This is a genomic window from Myxosarcina sp. GI1(2024) (assembly GCF_053543375.1).
This window is the reverse complement of record NZ_JBKGTY010000005.1, coordinates 92,115-111,210: the sequence shown is the minus strand read 5'-3', so window position 1 is coordinate 111,210 and position 19,096 is coordinate 92,115. Positions and strand designations below refer to the sequence as shown.

19 protein-coding genes are annotated in these 19,096 nt (G+C 42.9%); 7 read left to right on the top strand and 12 right to left on the bottom strand.

What is annotated here, in order from left to right; genetic code table 11:
* Positions 1–96: 96 nt before the first annotated feature.
* Complete coding sequence (locus ACLFKQ_RS19415) at positions 97–1,017, top strand: hypothetical protein (RefSeq protein WP_449001405.1); 921 nt, start codon at positions 97–99, stop codon at positions 1,015–1,017.
* 94 nt (positions 1,018–1,111) lie between these two features.
* On the opposite strand, the gene vapC is transcribed toward ACLFKQ_RS19415, so the two are convergent.
* Together vapC and ACLFKQ_RS19405 are read right to left on the bottom strand one after the other, a co-directional pair.
* A complete protein-coding gene (vapC, locus tag ACLFKQ_RS19410; protein WP_449001404.1) occupies positions 1,112–1,513 on the bottom strand; it encodes a type II toxin-antitoxin system VapC family toxin in 402 nt (133 codons plus the stop codon).
* Positions 1,513–1,704 carry a type II toxin-antitoxin system VapB family antitoxin gene (locus tag ACLFKQ_RS19405; RefSeq protein WP_449001553.1) on the bottom strand — a complete coding sequence of 64 codons (192 nt, stop codon included), beginning with the start codon at positions 1,702–1,704 and terminating at the stop codon, positions 1,513–1,515. The genes vapC and ACLFKQ_RS19405 overlap by 1 nt, the downstream gene beginning before the upstream one ends.
* A 233-nt stretch (positions 1,705–1,937) precedes the next feature.
* On the opposite strand from ACLFKQ_RS19405, the gene ACLFKQ_RS19400 reads away from it, so the two are divergent.
* Entirely contained in the window at positions 1,938–2,663 is a 726-nt protein-coding gene (locus tag ACLFKQ_RS19400) for a DUF1028 domain-containing protein (protein ID WP_449001403.1), read from the top strand.
* A gap of 60 nt (positions 2,664–2,723) precedes the next feature.
* On the opposite strand, the gene ACLFKQ_RS19395 is transcribed toward ACLFKQ_RS19400, so the two are convergent.
* Both ACLFKQ_RS19395 and ACLFKQ_RS19390 read right to left on the bottom strand, forming a co-directional pair.
* Positions 2,724–3,617 (bottom strand): alpha/beta fold hydrolase, encoded by an 894-nt coding sequence (locus tag ACLFKQ_RS19395; RefSeq protein ID WP_449001402.1) that lies wholly within the window; start codon positions 3,615–3,617, stop codon positions 2,724–2,726.
* Between the two features lie 330 nt (positions 3,618–3,947).
* Entirely contained in the window at positions 3,948–4,667 is a 720-nt protein-coding gene (locus ACLFKQ_RS19390) for a superoxide dismutase (RefSeq protein WP_449001401.1), read from the bottom strand.
* Positions 4,668–4,833: 166 nt separating this feature from the next.
* On the opposite strand from ACLFKQ_RS19390, the gene tenA reads away from it, so the two are divergent.
* Positions 4,834–5,499 (top strand): thiaminase II, encoded by a 666-nt coding sequence (gene tenA, locus ACLFKQ_RS19385; protein ID WP_449001400.1) that lies wholly within the window; start codon positions 4,834–4,836, stop codon positions 5,497–5,499.
* A 124-nt stretch (positions 5,500–5,623) separates the two neighbouring features.
* Here tenA and ACLFKQ_RS19380 read toward each other — a convergent pair whose 3' ends face one another.
* Both ACLFKQ_RS19380 and ACLFKQ_RS19375 read right to left on the bottom strand, forming a co-directional pair.
* Positions 5,624–6,121, bottom strand: a complete 498-nt coding sequence (locus tag ACLFKQ_RS19380) for a hypothetical protein (RefSeq protein ID WP_449001399.1) — start codon at positions 6,119–6,121, stop codon at positions 5,624–5,626.
* Between the two features lie 10 nt (positions 6,122–6,131).
* Positions 6,132–8,318 (bottom strand): transglycosylase SLT domain-containing protein, encoded by a 2,187-nt coding sequence (locus ACLFKQ_RS19375; protein ID WP_449001398.1) that lies wholly within the window; start codon positions 8,316–8,318, stop codon positions 6,132–6,134.
* Between the two features lie 248 nt (positions 8,319–8,566).
* On the opposite strand from ACLFKQ_RS19375, the gene ACLFKQ_RS19370 reads away from it, so the two are divergent.
* Positions 8,567–9,253, top strand: coding sequence for a hypothetical protein (locus ACLFKQ_RS19370; protein WP_449001397.1), 687 nt, complete (start codon positions 8,567–8,569; stop codon positions 9,251–9,253).
* A 37-nt stretch (positions 9,254–9,290) separates the two neighbouring features.
* Here the strand turns inward: ACLFKQ_RS19370 and ACLFKQ_RS19365 are convergent, their stop codons facing one another.
* Positions 9,291–10,454 carry an FHA domain-containing protein gene (locus tag ACLFKQ_RS19365; RefSeq protein ID WP_449001396.1) on the bottom strand — a complete coding sequence of 388 codons (1,164 nt, stop codon included), beginning with the start codon at positions 10,452–10,454 and terminating at the stop codon, positions 9,291–9,293.
* 54 nt (positions 10,455–10,508) lie between these two features.
* The gene (gene pgl, locus ACLFKQ_RS19360; RefSeq protein ID WP_449001395.1) at positions 10,509–11,234 is read right to left on the bottom strand and encodes a 6-phosphogluconolactonase; all 726 of its coding nucleotides are present in this window, start codon (positions 11,232–11,234) and stop codon (positions 10,509–10,511) included.
* A gap of 349 nt (positions 11,235–11,583) precedes the next feature.
* On the opposite strand from pgl, the gene ACLFKQ_RS19355 reads away from it, so the two are divergent.
* From ACLFKQ_RS19355 to dusA, 3 genes are all read left to right on the top strand, one after another.
* Positions 11,584–12,324 (top strand): DUF502 domain-containing protein, encoded by a 741-nt coding sequence (locus ACLFKQ_RS19355; RefSeq protein WP_449001394.1) that lies wholly within the window; start codon positions 11,584–11,586, stop codon positions 12,322–12,324.
* An 80-nt stretch (positions 12,325–12,404) separates the two neighbouring features.
* Positions 12,405–13,058: a transcription antitermination factor NusB gene (nusB, locus tag ACLFKQ_RS19350; RefSeq protein WP_449001393.1), complete on the top strand. Its 654-nt coding sequence runs from the start codon at positions 12,405–12,407 to the stop codon at positions 13,056–13,058.
* Between the two features lie 20 nt (positions 13,059–13,078).
* Positions 13,079–14,140 carry a tRNA dihydrouridine(20/20a) synthase DusA gene (gene dusA / locus ACLFKQ_RS19345; protein ID WP_449001392.1) on the top strand — a complete coding sequence of 354 codons (1,062 nt, stop codon included), beginning with the start codon at positions 13,079–13,081 and terminating at the stop codon, positions 14,138–14,140.
* Between the two features lie 105 nt (positions 14,141–14,245).
* Here the strand turns inward: dusA and ACLFKQ_RS19340 are convergent, their stop codons facing one another.
* The 4 genes from ACLFKQ_RS19340 to ACLFKQ_RS19325 form a co-directional block, all read right to left on the bottom strand.
* Complete coding sequence (locus ACLFKQ_RS19340; protein WP_449001391.1) at positions 14,246–15,298, bottom strand: anthranilate phosphoribosyltransferase family protein; 1,053 nt, start codon at positions 15,296–15,298, stop codon at positions 14,246–14,248.
* Positions 15,299–15,305: 7 nt separating this feature from the next.
* Positions 15,306–16,292 (bottom strand): LysR family transcriptional regulator, encoded by a 987-nt coding sequence (locus tag ACLFKQ_RS19335; RefSeq protein WP_449001390.1) that lies wholly within the window; start codon positions 16,290–16,292, stop codon positions 15,306–15,308.
* 280 nt (positions 16,293–16,572) lie between these two features.
* Positions 16,573–17,514: a hypothetical protein gene (locus ACLFKQ_RS19330; RefSeq protein WP_449001389.1), complete on the bottom strand. Its 942-nt coding sequence runs from the start codon at positions 17,512–17,514 to the stop codon at positions 16,573–16,575.
* 904 nt (positions 17,515–18,418) lie between these two features.
* Positions 18,419–19,021, bottom strand: coding sequence for a hypothetical protein (locus ACLFKQ_RS19325; protein ID WP_449001388.1), 603 nt, complete (start codon positions 19,019–19,021; stop codon positions 18,419–18,421).
* Between the last annotated feature and the right edge of the window lie 75 nt (positions 19,022–19,096).

Sequence of the window (19,096 nt, the reverse complement as noted above, 5' to 3'; positions counted from 1 at the left end):
AATATACTAGATCTTACTCAACAGTAAGGTGGGCAGGCGTTTATAAGTGATTTAGGATGGCTATATTCTGACATTAAGCAATACTAAACTCTAAAAATGCAAATTGAAAAACGCTTGAAAAATCACTATAGACGCTGGAATATTGACTTAAATTACGAAGAAGAGTTTGAAAAGTTTAAAAATAGGCTGATTGAGGTGATCGATCGGATAATAGGTGATTACCTATCTAAAAATTTAGATATCGATCGACAATTTACTGATTTTCTTAAACTTCATAAAGCAGAAAAACCTGATGTAAAAACGTCACAAATCATTCCTAAAACACCTCCGCTTACAAAAGATATGATTGAGTTTGTTTATACAGTAACAGAACCAGGTTTCGGAGATACAAACATACATAAGTGTCTTGATACTTGTGAAACCTTGCAGGAACTAGCTACAGCCACTCAAATTCTTTTTTGGTCACTGGAGGATAAGTATGATGAAACAGGACAGATGGTTTCAGAGATAATAAAAAAAATTAGAAGGATATCTATACTAACACCTAGTGCTAGCTTTGTAATTCACAAAAGAGGTAAACAGGTTACTATTTACCCACCTGGCGATCCATTTCTAGATCGTGAAATTATTGATTGTTCTCTTTCTGAACTCGAACATTGTCCAAAGGTTGCCGAGGAGTTTGAAAAAGCTCTAAAAATTTATCAGAGTGGCGATAAAAGTCAATATAGAAATTTACTCGATAATTTAAGATTCTCACTCGAACAACTTTTAAAAAAAGTTTTTAATAATCAGAAAGCATTGGAGAAACAGAAAACAGAACTTTTACCCTGGCTTAAAGAAAAAGGTTTACACCAACAAGTAGTTAATCTATATGAAAAGCTTTTAAGCTCATATCAACTTTATCAAAACAATGCTGTTAAGCACAATGAAGAATTTTCTTTGTCTGAAGTAGAGTTTATGATTTATCTTACGGGTGTCTTCATGCGTCTCATACTACAGCTTGAGAAAAGTGCTTAGAGTCTTAAATTAAGATAGATGACAGGCAATCAACTAACTGAATTACGGAACTCTGAAAACTTAGTTATTCGTAGAAAAAGATCCCAAATGGATTCTATAAATAGTATGTAGCAGATTGAAGTTTCAAATACTTGGCGAACGGCTCGAAATCTTTATCAGAGTAGAGTAAAGGCAACTTGTTTTCTATACAGTATGTTGCAATTAGACAATCGATAGTTTTTCTAATAGTAATGCCCTGCTTGCGCAGTTTTCGATAATTATCAGCAGATTTAATCCCGTAAGAAACATTGCATAGAGAAACCAGTTTGAGTTCTTGTAATAGCTGTTTTGCGAGCCGATAATCTTTATCTGCTTTAAATCCTTGTAAGATTTCGGCAATGATTAGATCTCCCACTATTATCCTGGTAGAGGAAAGCAGAATATCCAATTTTTCAGTTTGTGTAGTGGTTGTTCCATTAAAAAAATCGATCCAAACGCTAGTATCTACAACCACCATTAATCTATTCTCATTTGTTCGAGATCTCCTTCCCAGCGAAGTTTGCCTTTATATTGTTTTATTTTTTCTTGTTTGCTTATCTGAATCAACGTTTTAAGTCCGAGTTCGACAGCTTCTTTTTTGGTCTTAAGTCCAGTTAGCGCGAGAGCTTCTTTCATTAATTCATCGTCAATAACTATGTTTGTACGCATAAAACTTACAAATCCATTCAATTTGATGTGTATTGTTGGATATTATTATACACACTGAACATTTAAATTTGTAGATAAAAATTGCTTAGAAAATAGTTGCCTTAGTAGAAGCATTATCAAAAATGTCAAATCGATCGCAATTAAGCAAATTTCCCTATGTTATATAAGCAATATGAATACTGTATACATAAATTAACTTAATAAATTGGAAATTAACTTAATAAATTGGAACTATGACCTTCTCGATTGTGGCTTGGGATCCAACTACTGGCATGACTGGAGTTGCAGTAGCAACCAAACATTTGGCAGTAGGGGCATTAGTGCCTCATGCCAAAGCAAATATCGGTGCGATCGCCACACAAGCACAAACCAATCCACTATTGGGAATTTTAGGTCTTAAATTGCTAGACCAAAATAGTTCGAGCAAAGCAGGAGCGTTTACTCCTCAAGACACGATCGCTACCTTGCTAGCCGATGATGAAGATGGCGATCGTCGTCAGCTACATTTAGTCGATTGCTATGGTCGAACTGCTGCCTGGACGGGTTCTGAATGTGTTGACTGGGCGGGACACTTTACTTTTCCCAATTTTTCAGTGGCGGGCAATATGCTAGTAGGCGAACGAACTTTAGGCGCTATGGCAGATACCTATCAAGCCAAAGCAGGCATGGAGTTTTGCGAAAGACTATTACAGGCTTTAGAAGCAGGAGAGGCGGCAGGTGGCGATAAACGAGGTCGTCAGTCTGCCGCTCTTTATGTAGTTCATCAAGATGATTATCCCCATCTCGATTTACGGATCGATCATCATGACGATCCCATAGCTCAATTGAGATATCTATTTGAGGAGTCTCGCAAGGAGTATTATCAATCTTTTCGTAAGTCCATGCCTACCAAGAAGGCTCTGGGCTATGAAATCAAACCGTTTTTATCCAATCCTGGCGTCGAGACGGTAAGTGCTTAGCCTCGAAACTTATCCTATAAACAAACTTACCGACGTTTTTTCGATTCTCCAATGAGGTATTTATACCAGTTTGTCCAACCAGTCGATAATGTACTGGTTTACTATCTCTGGTTTTTCATCGTGAGGACAATGTCCGGCATCGGGAATACTGGCAAATTCTACCTGAGAATCGATTGCTGCTAATTCTCGATAAATTTTTGCCCCCTTAATTGGAGTCCAGGGATCTTTGTCTCCCCAAAGTACTAGTAGGGGCAGATCGATTTTCGGTAGTAACTCTTGAGGAGGCGAACCGGCAGGAGCAGTCAGAACTGAGGCAAATACTTTTTGCGCTCCAGGATCGCAAGAAGGCTCGTACAGCAAATCTACTAGCTCATCGGTAACGGCAGAGCGATCGTAATACACTTGGTAGAGCGTGCGACGGATACGGTTTTTGCGGCGAATATTATTAAAGATAAACTTACCTGTTATGGGAGAACTGACTAACTTAGCAAATCCGCCCATGATAATTCTTAGGGGTAACTTAAGTTCGTCAGGACGATGATTTAAACCGCCAGCAGAGTTGATTAGTACTCCACCTGCAGCCATTTCGGGATGATTGGCAAGTAGCATCATACTCAGCAAACCGCCGATGGAGTTGCCGATAAAAATAGTCGGTTCGTCGATCTGTGCCGCCCAAAAATCTGCAACCTGCTGTTGCCATAATTCCAAATGATAATCTAAGGGAGGTTTTGCCGAACCGCCAAAGCCTAAGAGATCTAAAGCATAAACTCGATAACCATTATCGTTTAGGATGGGAATATTTTTGCGCCAGTGTCCGATGGAAGCCCCGAACCCGTGAATTAACAGCAAAGGTTGTCCTTCTCCTCGGACGGTATATTGGATGTGATGACCCTGCCATCTCCAGTCTAGTTTTTCGAAACTGTGAGTTAAATTAGTTTGATGAGCGATCGCCATTTCAAATTTAGATATTTGCTCTTAGGTACACATTTTGATGATATAGCAGAAGTCGAGATAGATCTGGCTAGCAAACCCCGTCGATCTTGACAAGACAATTTCTTTCTCATTAGTATTGGCGATCGTTTACACTAAACTAAAGATTAGTTTTTTTAGTGGCAAGAGGTTCGTTTCGATTCCTTGCCGTATTTTTTGCCAGTTTCTGTCCAACAAAACAGGGATGAATCAACATTCATCCCTGAAAACTCGATAGCAAAAAACAAGTTGAGAAAATTCTTAAGCTTGCTAAGCTCCATCGTAAACCAGTTTGCTACTATGTAGATAATTTATTTAAGCGATCGCGCCTTGGTAACGCCGGTTGACTTCATCCCAGTTAACCACATTCCACCAATTTTCTAAATACTCGCCTCGGTTGTTGCGGTATTTGAGATAGTAGGCGTGTTCCCAAACATCATTACCCATAATTGGATACATTCCTTGCATTAACGGACTATCTTGATTGGGTGTATTGATAACCTTTAGTTGGTTATTGTTATCGAGCACTAGCCAAGCCCAACCGCTACCAAACTGATTGCTTCCAGCTTGATTAAACTCTTCTTTAAAAGCCTCAAAACTGCCAAAATTTTCGTTAATTGGTTCGGCGATCGCGCCTGTAGGTTCGCCACCACCATTGGGACTCATAATTTCCCAGAACATCTTGTGGTTGACATAACCACCGCCATTATTACGAATTGTGGTAGCAACATCTTCTGGTACGCTGTCGATCTCTCGTAAGATATCTTCAGCAGACTTGCTAGCTAATTCGGGATACTTACTAACCGCTTTATTTAAGTTTTTAGTATATCCGGCGTGGTGTTTGTCGTGATGAAACATCATCGTTTCAGCATCGATATAGGGTTCTAGAGCATTGTAATCATAAGGTAGGGGTGGTAGTTCGAAGGGACCATTGGGTTCGTTCTGGGCTAAAGCTAGTTGGGGGAAAGTTCCCAAGGCAGTAGCGACACCGCTAGCACCCAAGAGAAACAAAAAATTGCGACGATTGAGAGTCATAGATTGCTTATCCTTATAAGTAAGTAAATTGAAATATTTAACTAACAATTATTTTTGCATCTTAGGAGAAAGGTAAAATCTTTTTTTCCAGCGGCTAATAACTTTTCGACGGTCGAAGCTAACTGTTAGATTCAACTATGACTGTTTTAAAGAATTCAATCTAACTATGAAGTTTTCTACTCAAGCCTGGAAAGATATTAGTGATATTTATAATGCTATTATCAATATGCATTTTTTGCGAGAGCTTGAAGCAGGTTCGTTAAGTAAAGAAGTTTTTCAATACTACATAATTCAAGATGCTATTTATCTCGGTGAATTTTCTCGAGTTTTGGCAATCATTTCTGCTAAAGCACCCCAACCAGAGATTCAGCTTCAATTTGCTAACAGTGCCCGTGAGGCAATTGCCGTCGAGCGTAGCTTGCATGAAGACTTTTTTGCAGAATTTGGGATTATTCCTGAGTTTGCCCTGTCAACAGAACCATCCCCTACCTGCTTGGGCTACACAAACTTCCTGACTGCTGTTGCCTATCAAAATAGCTTTGCGGTTATCGTAGCTGCTATTTTGCCGTGTTTTTGGATTTATTCTGAGGTAGGTAAATATATTTACCAGAGAGCCGCCGCAAATAATCCCTATCGCAAATGGATCGATACCTATGTCGATGCCGATTTTGAAGCTTCAGTTGGGTACGCGATCGAGGTGTGCGATCGCGCCGCCGAACAGGCTTCCGATCGGGATTTGGCTTTGATGAAGCGGGTTTTTTATCGAGCCTCTCAGTATGAGTGGATGTTTTGGGACAGTTCCTATCGATTGGAAGGATGGCAAGTAGGTTAACGAAAGTAGCAAGTAGCAAGTAGCAAGTAGCAAGTAGAATTGCTACTTTAAATTCATCCTTCAGCAATCCTGAATTCTGTCTCCTTTCTCCTCATCAAGGTAAATTGTGGTCATCAAACTGACGTTAAAACACCTCTTCCCCAACGCAGGCACCTCCACCAAAAACCAAATATTCATGCAAAGTGTCGGATAAGAAAGTACCACGAGCTTTGGCTAGAAAAGTTCTGCCTTCGACATACTCATCAACGGTTGTTTCCCGACCATAAACCTCAAATGCCACTACCTCAGATGCCCCAGAATAGCAGCTTAGTTCGTCGGTTAAGTTTAAGTCTCTAGGTTTAGTAGATACCTCACCGCGATCGATAATACACAGTCCACCAGCAAAGTTGATGCTGTGTTCCCCTCGCTCATTTTTTACTCTGACTTCATGAGCGAACTTGTATTCATCAGCAAATGGACCAGCGACAATTTCGTTTCTGAGGATTTCGCGACCTCCAGAAAAACAAACTATGGTTGCAGGCGGAGTAGGAGCCGATCTTATTTGTCTAGCTAATACTGGCGCACTCAAGCAACTCCCAATAGAAACAAGCAAAACTGTGAGCCACAATAGGATTTTAAACATATTGCTCTGGTTATTTTAATTGATGGCGTTCGATACGCTCTCGAATTTGAGGATTGTAGAGACGCAGATAATTCCAATAGCTGCCAAACACTCCTTCAACGTAATCTTGGGTTTCGGGAAAGGGAATTCGTTCGACAAAGCGATCGCGATCTGTTAGGTCGTAGTTTTGCAACCATTGATTCACGTTACCCGTGCCGGCATTATAGCTGGCGATCGCCAGTAAGGAACTATCATTATATCTTTGATGATTGTACGCCAAATACCAGGTACCGATCTTGATATTATCTTTGGGAACGCTCAAAGCATAATCTGCTAAATTTATTTGCTCTGCTACCCATTCGGCAGTAGGTGGTACGATCTGCATCAAACCAACTGCTCCGACTGTAGAGTTAATCTCAGGAGCAAAAGTGGATTCTTTACGCATTACGGAAATAACTAGCAGGGGATTAATCGCTTCTCGCCGAGCGGCTTGTAAAATCTCTTGCTGATAGGGAAAAGGAAATAATTCATACCAATAGGCATTGCTCTGTCGCAGCGCCTGCCAAGCTTGCTGCTCTTGAGGTTCTTCTCGTTCTCTTAAAGCCAAAATTTGCTGAATTGCCGCTGATATTTGCCCCAGTTCGTTCAGCATCAAGCCCTCGGCAAACTGTTCTGCAACCGTAAATTGGGGCGATCGCCAAATTTCTGCCTGTAGTTGCGTCCAGGCATCGCGCTCTTGACCCAGAAAGTATAGTTCCTGTAAGATTTGCGAACCCATCGGTAGTGAAGTATAAGTTTGCTTCAAGTCCAAAGCAGGATTTAAATTTCGCAGGCTACTAAAGTCTCCCACATCCCAACCCAAATGCACTGCCGACCGCCAAGCCCAATAGGACTGAGGGTAGAGAGCGATTACTCGTTCCCAGATTCTTCTAGCTTCCTGCGAGTCCCCCAGTTCTGTCGCCCATTTCCCCGTCCAAAATAGAGCCTTGGGAGCAGTGTCGAGACTGACTTTAGCATTAGCGACCGGTTGAATCAATTGACAGGCTTCTCGCTTTTTACCCGAGCTTGCTAGCTGTTGTGCCAGTTGCCAGCGATATTCAATAGCAGTTTCAGAATCAGAATATTTAGTTAATAATTCCTCTCTGGTGGCTGAAGCGGCTTGAGACTTATCAAAAGCATCGTGAACGATCGCTTTAGCCAGCAGTGCTTGGGGGGCGACTTCAGGAAAATTGGCGATCGCTTTTTCCAAATAGAGAATTGCTTCATCTCCTCCAGAAAGACTGGCTAGATAGAGCAACGACCACCCCGCCTCTCGAGCATCGTAATATTCCTCAATGGTCTGTTTGTAAGCTCTCCTGGCAAGGTCGATGTTGCCGTTGAGATGAAATCCCCTAGCGGCGCGATAGAGGTTCCGTGGAGTTTCAGGAGCATAAGTATAGGCATCGGCGGCTTTGCGATTTTCTCCTGCCTGCCAATAACCATCAGCGATCGCTTGCCAGTCTTCAGGTTCTAACTGAGCCGGATGTTGGAGTACCAGGCGATCGCGAATCTGGTCGAGCTGGTCGCCGCGACCGTATTTGGCTAGCAGCAACAATAACTCAAAGCGATCGGGATTTTGCTTCAGTAGCTGACGGGCGAGAGCTTGGGTACGGGGATGGTAGGGAAATTTATTAATTAGCTCTTGTTGGTAGTCTCGGTCGTTGGGATTGAGTAAATACAGGGCATCGGCTATTACTGGAGTATTGGGATAGTCTTGCCTTAATTGTTGGATAGTTGCACGAAATTTGGCTTGTTGCCCGTTTTGTTGCTGTGCTAGTGCTGTTTTGAAGAGAATCTGTGGCGCGAGCACTGGATAGTCTTTTTCTAATCCCTGTAAATACTCTAAGGCTGCGGCTCCTCGTTGTTGCTGTAGTAAATCGGTAGCTAATAAATAACGGGCGCGATCGCCATCTACCGTACCGGATTTTTCCTTTGCTATTTCTCGCAACCGCGATGCTCGCTGTTGAGGAGATAGAGAGCGTATTGCTATTAAAGCCGAGGATTCTCGAGCCTGCAGTTCGACGGAAAATTTTTCGCTCGAAATTAACTTACTCTCTTGCAGAGCCATCCACCCCAAACCCCCTAATACCAGCAAGAACGCTCCCGAACCTATAAGGGTCAAAGTTGAAGTCTGCTGAAATTTTCGAACTATTTTAGAGTGCCATTTTGATTTGAGCATCTTTTTAGCTTACCGTGGTTGCGAAACGGTGGTTTTAAACTGCCGAAGTAATTTGACAAACGCGACCTCTACAAATTGCCAGAATTGGAACTACGAGGGATCTGTCTGCGTCAAAGATTACTGACAAAAAGGTCGTGATTAAACCGCCAAAGTAAAATCGGCAAACGCGACCTGACAAACTCCCTAGCCTGCGCTGAGTGTCGGTCATTTTTTCTTAACAGGCTACACCAAATACCCTAGTTTTAACTATGTTTGACGCTAAACATTACTCTAAGTCGGCAACTGCTATGATGGTGGCATTGACCTTGAATACGGTTGCTGTTACCTCAATATTGAACCCGACTCCTGCTGCGGCTCAACTTTTTCCCTCTCCCAGCCGCTCGGAAACTTTTCCCCGAGAACGAGAGCGCCGCACCCGCTATGAACCTTTAGTTATTCCTAGAGGAGCGATTATTCCGGTAGAATACGAGCAAGAAAAAATTCTCGTTACCAGAGAAGAAACCGCTCCAATAACTCTTGCCGTCGCCGCTAACATCAGAAACCGAGCGCGCCAAACTCTAATTCCCTACGGTAGCGAAATTGTCGGACAAATCGAACCTGCAGGCAATGGTTCTCGCTTTGTTGCCGAAGAGATCGTCTTCCCGGATGGCTCGGCACAATTTATTAGTGCTAACTCCGCTGTCATCACCCGCACTGAAACAGTCAAACGGGGAGCGAGTACGGGAGACATTCTCAAAGGAGCGGCAATTGGTGGCGTAGCAGCTACAGTACTGGCGGGAATTTTTGGCGATATTAATGCAGTCGAAGTCCTCGGGGGTGCCGGTGCCGGTGCCTTAGCTGGCATACTCTTGGGAGATAGGGAAGTAGAGCTAGTTTCCATCGACCCCAATAATGACCTCGATCTGACTTTACAATCGGATTTAGCTCTACGTTAGCTCTCTAACGCCTTCGGTATTGGCGAGAATTTTTGAGCTATTCCATTTGAAAGATAAAACTCACCAAGTCTCCCTTGCCCAAAGCAATGCGATCGCCAGCTCGCAGTCGATGACGATTTCCGGGAATTAGAGGAAGATGATTGATGTAGGTTCCGTTAGAACTACCAGCGTCTTCTAAAAAGTATAGATCTCCTTCTACTCGCAAATCGGCATGAATTCTAGAAACAATCTCCGAGTTGGCAAACCCCGAAACATCTATGTCGGGAGGGATTTTACTGTTGGGCTTACCGATATGAATTACATCTAAGTCTTGAGGAATTTTCAGCACGGTATTGGTTTGAACGTGCAACAAACTAATATTAAAAGTTTGTAATTGAGTAGCCGAATCAAATCTGGTATCTGTAGGGGAAGAAGTCGAATTAGAAGTCCGCTCTTCAGCAACAATTTCCGAAGCTGGCTGCTCTGATGCTCTGGGTTCTTCTGTAGAAGATAGTGGCTCTAGTGAAGTTAGCTTGTTCGCTGTTTCAGCCGTTTCTACAGATTCTGTTGTCTGCTGCGCCGCTCTAGGTTCTTCTGTAGGGGTTAATGATTCTGGGGAGGATGCGTTTACTTCAGGCTCGATTTCTACTGGCGATCGCCTCTCGGCTTCTGGCTCGAAGCGTTCGATAGGTGCCTCAATAAAATCCCAAGGTCCAGTTTCAACATTGGTGGCTGAATTAAATGGCTCACCAGTCTCTGTATCCCACACCTCGGTACTATCGTCGAGATTCGATGGCATAAAAGTCGTCGACCCTGGTTCCGAGTCGGTTTCCAAGCTCGCAGACAAATCTGCTGGTGCTTCCCCCAGTTCGGTTCGGTTAATACTTTTAGCGACATCGTTTGCTACATCTGATTCTCGTGCCATTGTCGAATCTTCTTCATCCCAAGGACTAGCTATAGGGGATGAGCTTGCGGTTACCATCGGCTCTGGCTCTAAGTCCAAGTTTAATTCCGACGCTTGTACCGTCTCGCCTACTTCTGTCTCTGGCACTAGATTTACAGCCTGTAAATTGAAACCGCATTGACCGCAGAAAGTAGCATCTACTTGTACGGAGGCACCGCAGTTGGGACAGTGATTGCTTCCTGGTAGAGAACTATAGCAATTTTCGCATTGCAATGCTTCTTCAGGATTTTGATGCTCGCAATTGGGACAAGTTATCATGTGTATCTTAATTTGGTTTGGACTAACTGTAATTTAGCTGACGAAATTCTGGTATCAGTTTTCAGCTAACGCCATTCCTGCAGATTTATCTAACAACCACCATAATTCCCCTTGAGGTCGAATTAGGCGACTGGGATAATGCATCGCGTCAGCCTCGGCAGCAAAGACTTGTTGGAGAGCAAAACGCTTGTTTTCTCCTGATACTATAAATAAAACGCAATCTGCTTGATTGATTAGAGGTACGGTAAAAGTCAAGCGTGGCTCGCCCCCTTTGTCACCTAATGCGATCGCGCGATCGCTTACTTTAAGAACTTCGGTATGAGGAAACAAAGAAGCCGTATGTCCGTCATCTCCCATGCCTAATAAAATTAGATCGAAAACGGGAAACTCCCCCGAATCAGTTTGAAAAAAATCCTGTAGTTCCGCTTCATATTTTCTGGCATCCTCTTGAGGATCCCCGGCTGCGGTAGGCATGGGATGAATATTAGTAGCCGGAAAATCGACTCGCTCTAACCAAGCCTGACGCGCCATTAGCTGATTGCTATTATTATGAGTCGAAGCTACATAGCGTTCGTCTCCCCAAAAAACGTGAACTTGCTCCCAAGGTAAAGACTGAGTTGCTAGAGCTTCATAAAGGGGTTTGGGAGTGCTGCCTCCGGCAAGTGCAATCGTGCATCTGCCTTTTGCTGCTATTGCTGCCCTTAGTTTGGTTGACACTACTTCTAAGCAACGGTCGATCAGGCTAGCTTTGTCGGGTAAAGTTTCTACGAATTTTTTCATGGCTCTGACTCGGATTTTAAAAATATTATCTAATATAGTCGGACTCATTTTAAGAGCAATTGAGTCCAATCTCATTGGAGCTTCAAACTCTCTAGTTTGCTTTTAAAGTTCGCTTCGATCGAAATCTAATTAGAATGCTATAGGGTAAAATGTGCTACAAATAGAACCTAAGAGCCTAATTGAATTAATTATTTTTATTCTCGAGCTAGAGAACATAACTGTAATAATCATACTTATTTAATTTTTGTCAAGGGTTGCAACAATTCTTTGCAAGTTTTACAACTAAAATAAAAATATCAAGAAAAACAAGACTGATTTTATATTCAGTTGTCAGGAGAGTTATTACTCTGTGTTACAACGCTTAAAGCAAAATTTAAAAAACGATTTAATTGCCGGTCTGTTAGTGGTAATTCCTCTGGCTACCACGATTTGGCTATCGGTTTCCCTCGCTCGCTGGGCGATCGATTTTCTGACCCGCATTCCCAAACAGATAAATCCCTTTGATGGATTAAACCCGTTTCTCACCAATATTCTTAATTTTGTTATCGGGTTAGCCGTGCCCTTGTTGACTATTTTGCTAATCGGTTTGATGGCGAGAAACATTGTCGGCAGGTGGCTGCTAGATTTTGGCGAACGTTTTCTTCAGGCTATTCCTCTAGCCGGATCGGTGTATAAAACCCTCAAACAAATTTTAGAAACTTTGTTAGGAGATTCCAAATCTCGGTTTAGAAGGGTAGTCATGATTGAATATCCCAAAGAAGGAATTTGGACTCTAGGTTTCGTCACGGGAAAAGTTAGCTCTCAGCTACAGTCTCATCTATCGCGGAAGATGATTAGCGTGTTTATTCCCACAACACCCAATCCTACCTCGGGATGGTATGCGATCGTTCCTGAAGATGAGGCGATCGATCTGGCAATTACTATCGAAGATGCGTTTAAAGTGTTAATCTCTGGCGGTATTGTCAGTCCCGGAAGTCCGCCGGCTACCGTGCCAGTTTCTCTGCCTAAATCCTATCGTAAAGTTCCCTTAGACTCTTCTCTGTCCAAAGAAAAATCATCTTCATTTCTATCTTTAGAAGAAGAAACCTAATCTCAGCAAGCTGTATAATATACAGGCTCATTAGCCGACATCAAGTAGCACGATCGCGCTACCTAATTATTGATTATTTTATGCCACTCCGCAAACAACCCCGAAGTGTCGCTCGTGAATTGGCACTACTTAGCATCAGTCAAATTAAAACTAGTACGAACAAACTAGAGGCAGAAGATTTAAATAATTTGATCTTGGCAGCTATTCGTACTTTAAAGACAGAAGTTCAAGATACGCTAGAAACGGCAACAGCAGAAGTCAAACGCGGTGACGATCGCCTGTTAAGCAGTCAAACTCATGCTAGCGATCTAGATCGCGCTAGAACCATGTTGAGCGAGGCACTAAAGCTATCTCAAACTGCGATTAATCGGCTGGGAGTAGCTGCCGAACTGCCCGAATTTATCGAACTGACCGATCGAGAACAGGTCAGAGCATATGCCTTAGAAATTATCGCTACCGTAAGGCGCAATCGTCCAGAAATCGAAAAACAAATCGAAGCCGTACTGGTAGCGTGGCAACTCAATCGTCTGGCAAAAATCGATCGCGACTTGTTAGTCATTGCCGTAGCAGAAATTTTATATTTAGAGGTTCCGGTTAAAGTAGCTATTGACGAGGCGGTAGAACTAGCCAAACGCTACTCCGACGAAGATGGATTTCGTTTTATCAATGGAGTCTTAAGAAGAGTAAGCGACCGCCTCAAACAGGAGCAATTAACGCCAAACGACAAACGCTGAACTACTAGTATTGTTGAGAGATGAGCCAACTCGAACAAATCGATAATCCTCTCAGTATTGCGCCGATGATGGATCGTACCGACCGTCATTTTCGTTATTTAATGCGGCAAATTACTCGCCGTACTCTACTTTATACCGAGATGATTACCACGGCGGCGATTATCCATGGCGATCGCCACAAACTTTTAGATTTTTCTTTAGAAGAAAAGCCGTTAACCTTGCAACTAGGAGGAGACAATCCTCAAGAACTGGCAAAATGTGCCAAAATAGCAGCGGATTGGGGTTACGATGCCGTCAACCTCAATGTCGGCTGTCCTAGTTCTAGAGTGCAAAATGGGAATTTTGGGGCTTGTTTGATGGCGCAACCAGAATTAGTTGCTGCCGCCGTCGAGGCAATGCAAAAGGCGGTAAATATACCCGTAACCGTCAAACATCGTATCGGAATTGACCAGCGCGATCGCTATGAAGATATGAGAGATTTCGTAAGGAGCGTTTCTGAAGCAGGCTGCGCTCATTTTAGCGTTCATGCTCGCAAAGCTTGGTTGCAGGGTTTGAGTCCCAAAGAAAACCGCAACGTTCCTCCCTTACGCTATGAAGCTGTCTACCGACTTAAAGAAGAATTTCCCCAGCTATTTATCGAAATTAACGGCGGCATTACCACCCTGCCAGAAATCAAACATCACTTACAGTCGGTGGATGGAGTAATGATCGGTCGTGCGGCTTATGACAATCCCTATCTTTTCGCTACCGTAGATCGCGATATTTATGGCGAAGCCACAACAATACCTTCCCGCCATCAAATTGTCGAAGCCATGCTGCCCTATATCGATCGCTGCCTTGCCCGACGAGTTAGGTTAAATTCCATCAGTCGCCATATGCTACAGCTATTTACCGGACAACCGGGAACCAAAGCCTGGAAGCGGTATCTCAGCGAACAGGTTCATCTAGCTGGTTCCAACTCTGTAACTATTAGTGCGGCATTAGCAAAAGTTCCAGCAACTACCAGACTTCAGTTCGATGACCACAATTTACCGGTTTTGATGAGGAGACAGGAGACAGAATTCAGGATTGCTGAAGGATGAATTTAATTTAAAATTGTTATCTGTTATCTGTTATCTGCTATCTGCTAATTGCTAATTTTTTGAATGGAAACCAAATTATTTAGTCTAGTCTACTTGGAAAAAAAATTAACATTCGAGCATCTCCTGAGAATAAGTTTGTAACTGACGTAACTTATCCCCTACCCTTCCACTGACGAGTAGTCGTTCGGCGTGATCGCAACCTTCTGAGATACTCTGGCAAATTCCCAAACGCCAGAGATAAAAACCGCCGTTTAAAATTGCCGCAGGCATTAATTCGCTGTTTTTTCCCTCGATTACCTGGCGAATCTCTTCAATTGCTTGAGGTTCCGATTCTAGAGAGCAATCTCTACCTGCCAAACCGTAATCTTGAGGATGAAGTAGTAGCCGTTGGAAATCGCCATCGGGTTTTTTGATGCCAATAATAGCGGTACGACTACAAGAGAGATCGCAACTACCTTCTAAACCTTTTACCGTAGTGTAATCTTCAATTTTTCTGAGTTTAAAAGTCTGTTGAAAACGTTCTTCGGTAGGAGGATGAACGAATCCTGAAACGACACTTACCTCACCCTCTATCGGACACCAAATTAATTCTAGGGTTGCTAGGGGGGGACGTTTGCCAATTTGCTCGCGGTAGGGTACGAGTTGATGTGCTAGAGGGAAGTGTTGGGGTAAATAGATAAAGCCAAGCCCGGTTTGGTTTAGAAATGCTTGAGCTTGGGGCAGAGAAAAACTAGAAACATCTACTGCCAACTTCTGCCAGATTTCGCTTGCGGGAATGCCGTATTTGGTAGGCATCCGCTCGCCCCCATGCATAATAACCGCAAGGTTTTTAGCGGTCAAGATTAGGGCAGTAATGGGAGTTACGGGAACGGTACGGGAGCGTCCGTCATAAGGATTGCCCAAAACTACCGTTTTTTTAGAATCGACTGGCGCTAATTTCTTGCCCAGGCGATCGTAAGCATCTAGCATTCCCGCTAACTCCTCAGGAGTAGGACGTTTGATTCGATGAGCGATGGCAAATGCTCCAATTTGGGCGGGCGTTGCCGTTTGCTGCAACATCGCGATCGTGGCGGCTTCGGCTTCAGTACGAGTGAGATCTTTTCCCGTATGAGCCCCACTGCCGACTTTCTTTAATAATTCTCGAAACTCATCACTCATGGTTGACTTAGTATGCAGTTTGATAATTATCGCTCTCTCCTGCTATTTCTAAACTAGAGGATTTACTCATTTTTTGGACTAGATTGTAAAAATGAGCTACGGGGGGAATTTCGAGGCGATCGCTAGTCGTCACCATGACTACCTGACGACTCAAACTATTATGCCAGAGATTTTTAACAATAGTCGAAGTATCCACTACTTTGGGTCTGGCAATCTGGCGTACGGTTAAAGTCGGATCTTTACTAGAGTCGATTAAGGCTCGATGGGGTAATAGTGCGACTATTTCCCCTTGTCTGACTACACCGCGAAAAGCATCGAGACTATTTAATTCCATTACCGGCTTGAGAGGTAGATTTTGACTAGTAAACCATTCTCTGACTAACCTTTGCATCCCATAACCGTCTTTAAATATGGCTTGGGGATAGTCAGCCAAATCTTTGAAGGAAACCCGTTCGCGCTCGGCTAGGGGATGATTAGCAGACATCAATACTTCAATTTCTTCTTCGTAGAGTACCTGAACCTCAATTTCTGTCGAGGCAGTAAGAAAGCGATTGTTCATGATGATGGCAACATCGATCAAGCCATCACGCAGCACTTTTAAAGCGCGATCGCTCCCTAAGGCAGTTACGCGTAACTGTGTTTCGGGATAATCTCGACAGAATTGTCGTAAAATTGGCGGTAAATAATAGGCGCAAACTGAATGAATCGCCGCAACGCAAAGTTCTGGCTGTTTTCCCGCAATCAAATCTTGACATTCGGCAATAGCTTTTTCCCATTCCTGACAAATTCTTTGAGCGCGAGGGAGCAATTTTTCTCCACCAATGGTCAGTTTCGCCTGAGCAGTGCGGTGGAATAATGATAAACCGAGATCTTGCTCTAATGATTGAATCTGACGGCTGATTGTCGATTGAGTTACGCCACATTGTTTGGCAGCTTGCCCGAAGTTTCCCGTTTGCGTTATGGCTAAAAAAGTTTGTAGTTGCTCGATTCGCATAATGTTCGCTCTAAAAGCCGCCTCGCACGATCCAGATTATTTTTCTGAACATAATCTATTTCATGCTGAAGTTTAGTATTAATGGCAACATTTGCGATGGAGTAGCAACCGATCGGCTTTTACCCAGTATATTCCGAACTGAAGTTGAACGAGAAAATCGAGAAAATAGGGTCGCCTAATGGCGACCGAGTAGTTAAAGATATGGCACCGTTTTAACCTTTTGCCTTTTTGGGTTCTTCTACCGCTGCAACCCGAGCTCTTTCCGTCCGGACATTCTCTTCTAACTCTGACGGGAAAACTGGGGTAGTTTGACCGCCGCTAGAGACTTAATTTTTTTAGTCTGTTTGGGTTTAACGATCGCTGGTGCGGGCCATTCAGAAGTTTGACTTGTAGCTCGAGTTGGGTTTGATGGTCGAGACGCAGCTGCAGGTAGGGGAATTTTGTTTTTTGTATCTGTCACCGACCATACCTGAATTGGTTGACTTTTAGTTTGAGCTTGCTCTACGCGACCGCCCGAAATTCGTCGAGCGGAACTTTGAGTAATTGCTGACTTAGAGGATTTAGGTTCTAACAATGTCTGCGGCTCGTACTTATCTAAAGCCAAGGTATGTTGATGCTCGTGAGGCTGTCGTTCTCCTAGACGAGCAGATAGTTGTTGTATTTGTTTATCTTTATCGATTAACTGAAAAGCTTTTTCGTTGTGGCTTTCTTGCAACAGCGCACATTCACGTTCTAATCTAGCAGTTTGTTTTTGAGATAGTTTCAATTGTTTGGTCAAATGTTCGAGAGAGTTGCGATAGCCTTTAGCTTCATGTCGAGAAATTTCTAACTGCTCGGATATCAGGGAGATTTGTTCTAGTCCGTTTTCAATTTGTTCTGCTTGTTGGGCGATCGCCGTATCGCTATTATAGGATTTTTCAAGCTGCTGATGCAACCTATTTTCTAAGTCGGCTTTTTCTTGCTCTAGTTGAAAAACTTGTTTCAGTAATTTGCGGTTGTGTTCTCGCAACTTGTGAGCTATTTTATGCCAGTCGATCTTTTGCTTGGAGTTGCAGGTTTCGGTTTTGTTTGAAGTCTCAGCTGCCTCCAAACCCCGATCGCTGTCACTCTGACCTGCTACTTCATCTTTTACGACTTCATGAAAGGTTAATTCGATAGTTTTTACCAGTTCGGAATCGGATTGAGCATCGAAGGAATTGGGATTTTGGTTGACTTCACTCATAATAGTTTAATAGTTCTAATTGGTTGGCGATCGAATTGTTAACTCCGAAAATACCTTCTTGAGAGGCAATTCGGAATTCAGTCAAGCCTCTTGGGAGCAGGCAATAGGGAATCAAACACTATTGCCAGTCGCTACTCGCCTTCAACGGTAACAGATTACGCCACCAAATCATGACAGAAATGGGACGTGACAATTAGTCAGCACAAGTATAAATACTAATCAAAAAGAAAATTTCTAATTTTTGGTTTAGCTTTATATTTGGCTAAATAAATTGCGAGCCGTTTAGTACGCAAGTAGTAACTAAAGTAGCACTAACATGGTAGATAGACACTACATTATAGTATCGAACCATGAAAACTGAATATTCTGTGTAGGCGAGATTGCCCATCGAGCATAATCAAAAGCGAACGAATTGGCTAGTAAATATTAATAAAACTTTAAATAATCAAGTCCTACTCTCCTGGTATTTGGAGTAAAAGCATAACCTCTACAGTAGCGATTGGTCATCAATCTGTAAAGCGGGGTTAAATGTGGCACTAACTGGTAGTCTGAACTGGTTAGCCATTCGCAGGAATCCATGAGACATTATAAAAGTTCTAATACTAAAACTGGATGTAAACTTCGGATTGAACCCAGTAAAGAGTTCGTTGCACGAACCGGAAAAGATATTCGGGAGATGAATGATTGCGGGAAGCACGTCAGCGCACTCATAGGGAAAATTAACCCAATTATACATGGCAAAGCTAACTACATGAATAATAAAGTAGCCAGTGAAACATTACTTTAAATGATTCTTTGGGGATAAAATCAATAGCAATCATATGCTCGAATTTTCATGGACTACGAATGCCTAAGACCTACACGACTGAAACTTAACTGGCTAGCTAAGCTATAAAATTAAAAACTAATTGCTGTACAAGGTGATAGGTCGATCTGGTTCGATTACGACGACTCTTTCGGCTGTAATGTTACCTACTGCCGCACCTGCCGCAGCACCCCCGATAATTTCTTCTACATTAGCTTCGTCACCCAAAACTTCTCCTAGCACTGCACCGCCTGCTGCACCGATCCCTGCATCTCCGGCAATGGCACCTGCAGAGCGATCGCGCGGATCTTTCACATCTTCAAAAACCTGGGAGGTCGCGCTGATAGGATAACTATATTGGTCGTAGGTTACTGCCTCTGCTACGTATCGGAGTCCGCCTTCGGCTGGAACGTACCTACCGACAATGGTCGCTCCTACGGGGATAGTAACGCCGTCGAGTGTGGTTCGCTCTGTGGCGATCAAGTTGTAAGAGTAAGTCTTATCATTGTTGAGATACAAAGTATCTTGCTGAGCACTGCTGGCTGCAATGGTATTGGTTTGAGCTAATAGTATCGAGCGGTTTTCTTGGCTAAATGCTGCTGGTGCAGTTAGCAAAAAACCACCAAATAAAAGTGTAGTCGCTGATGCTATTGCTGAAATTTTAGAACTAATACTTTTTGGTTTATTAGTGTTTCTATTCATAAAGAAAAAAATATTTTAATCGAATATTTGGTATTTCTACGTTTGTCTTATATTCTTATTATGAAAGGGTCTAAA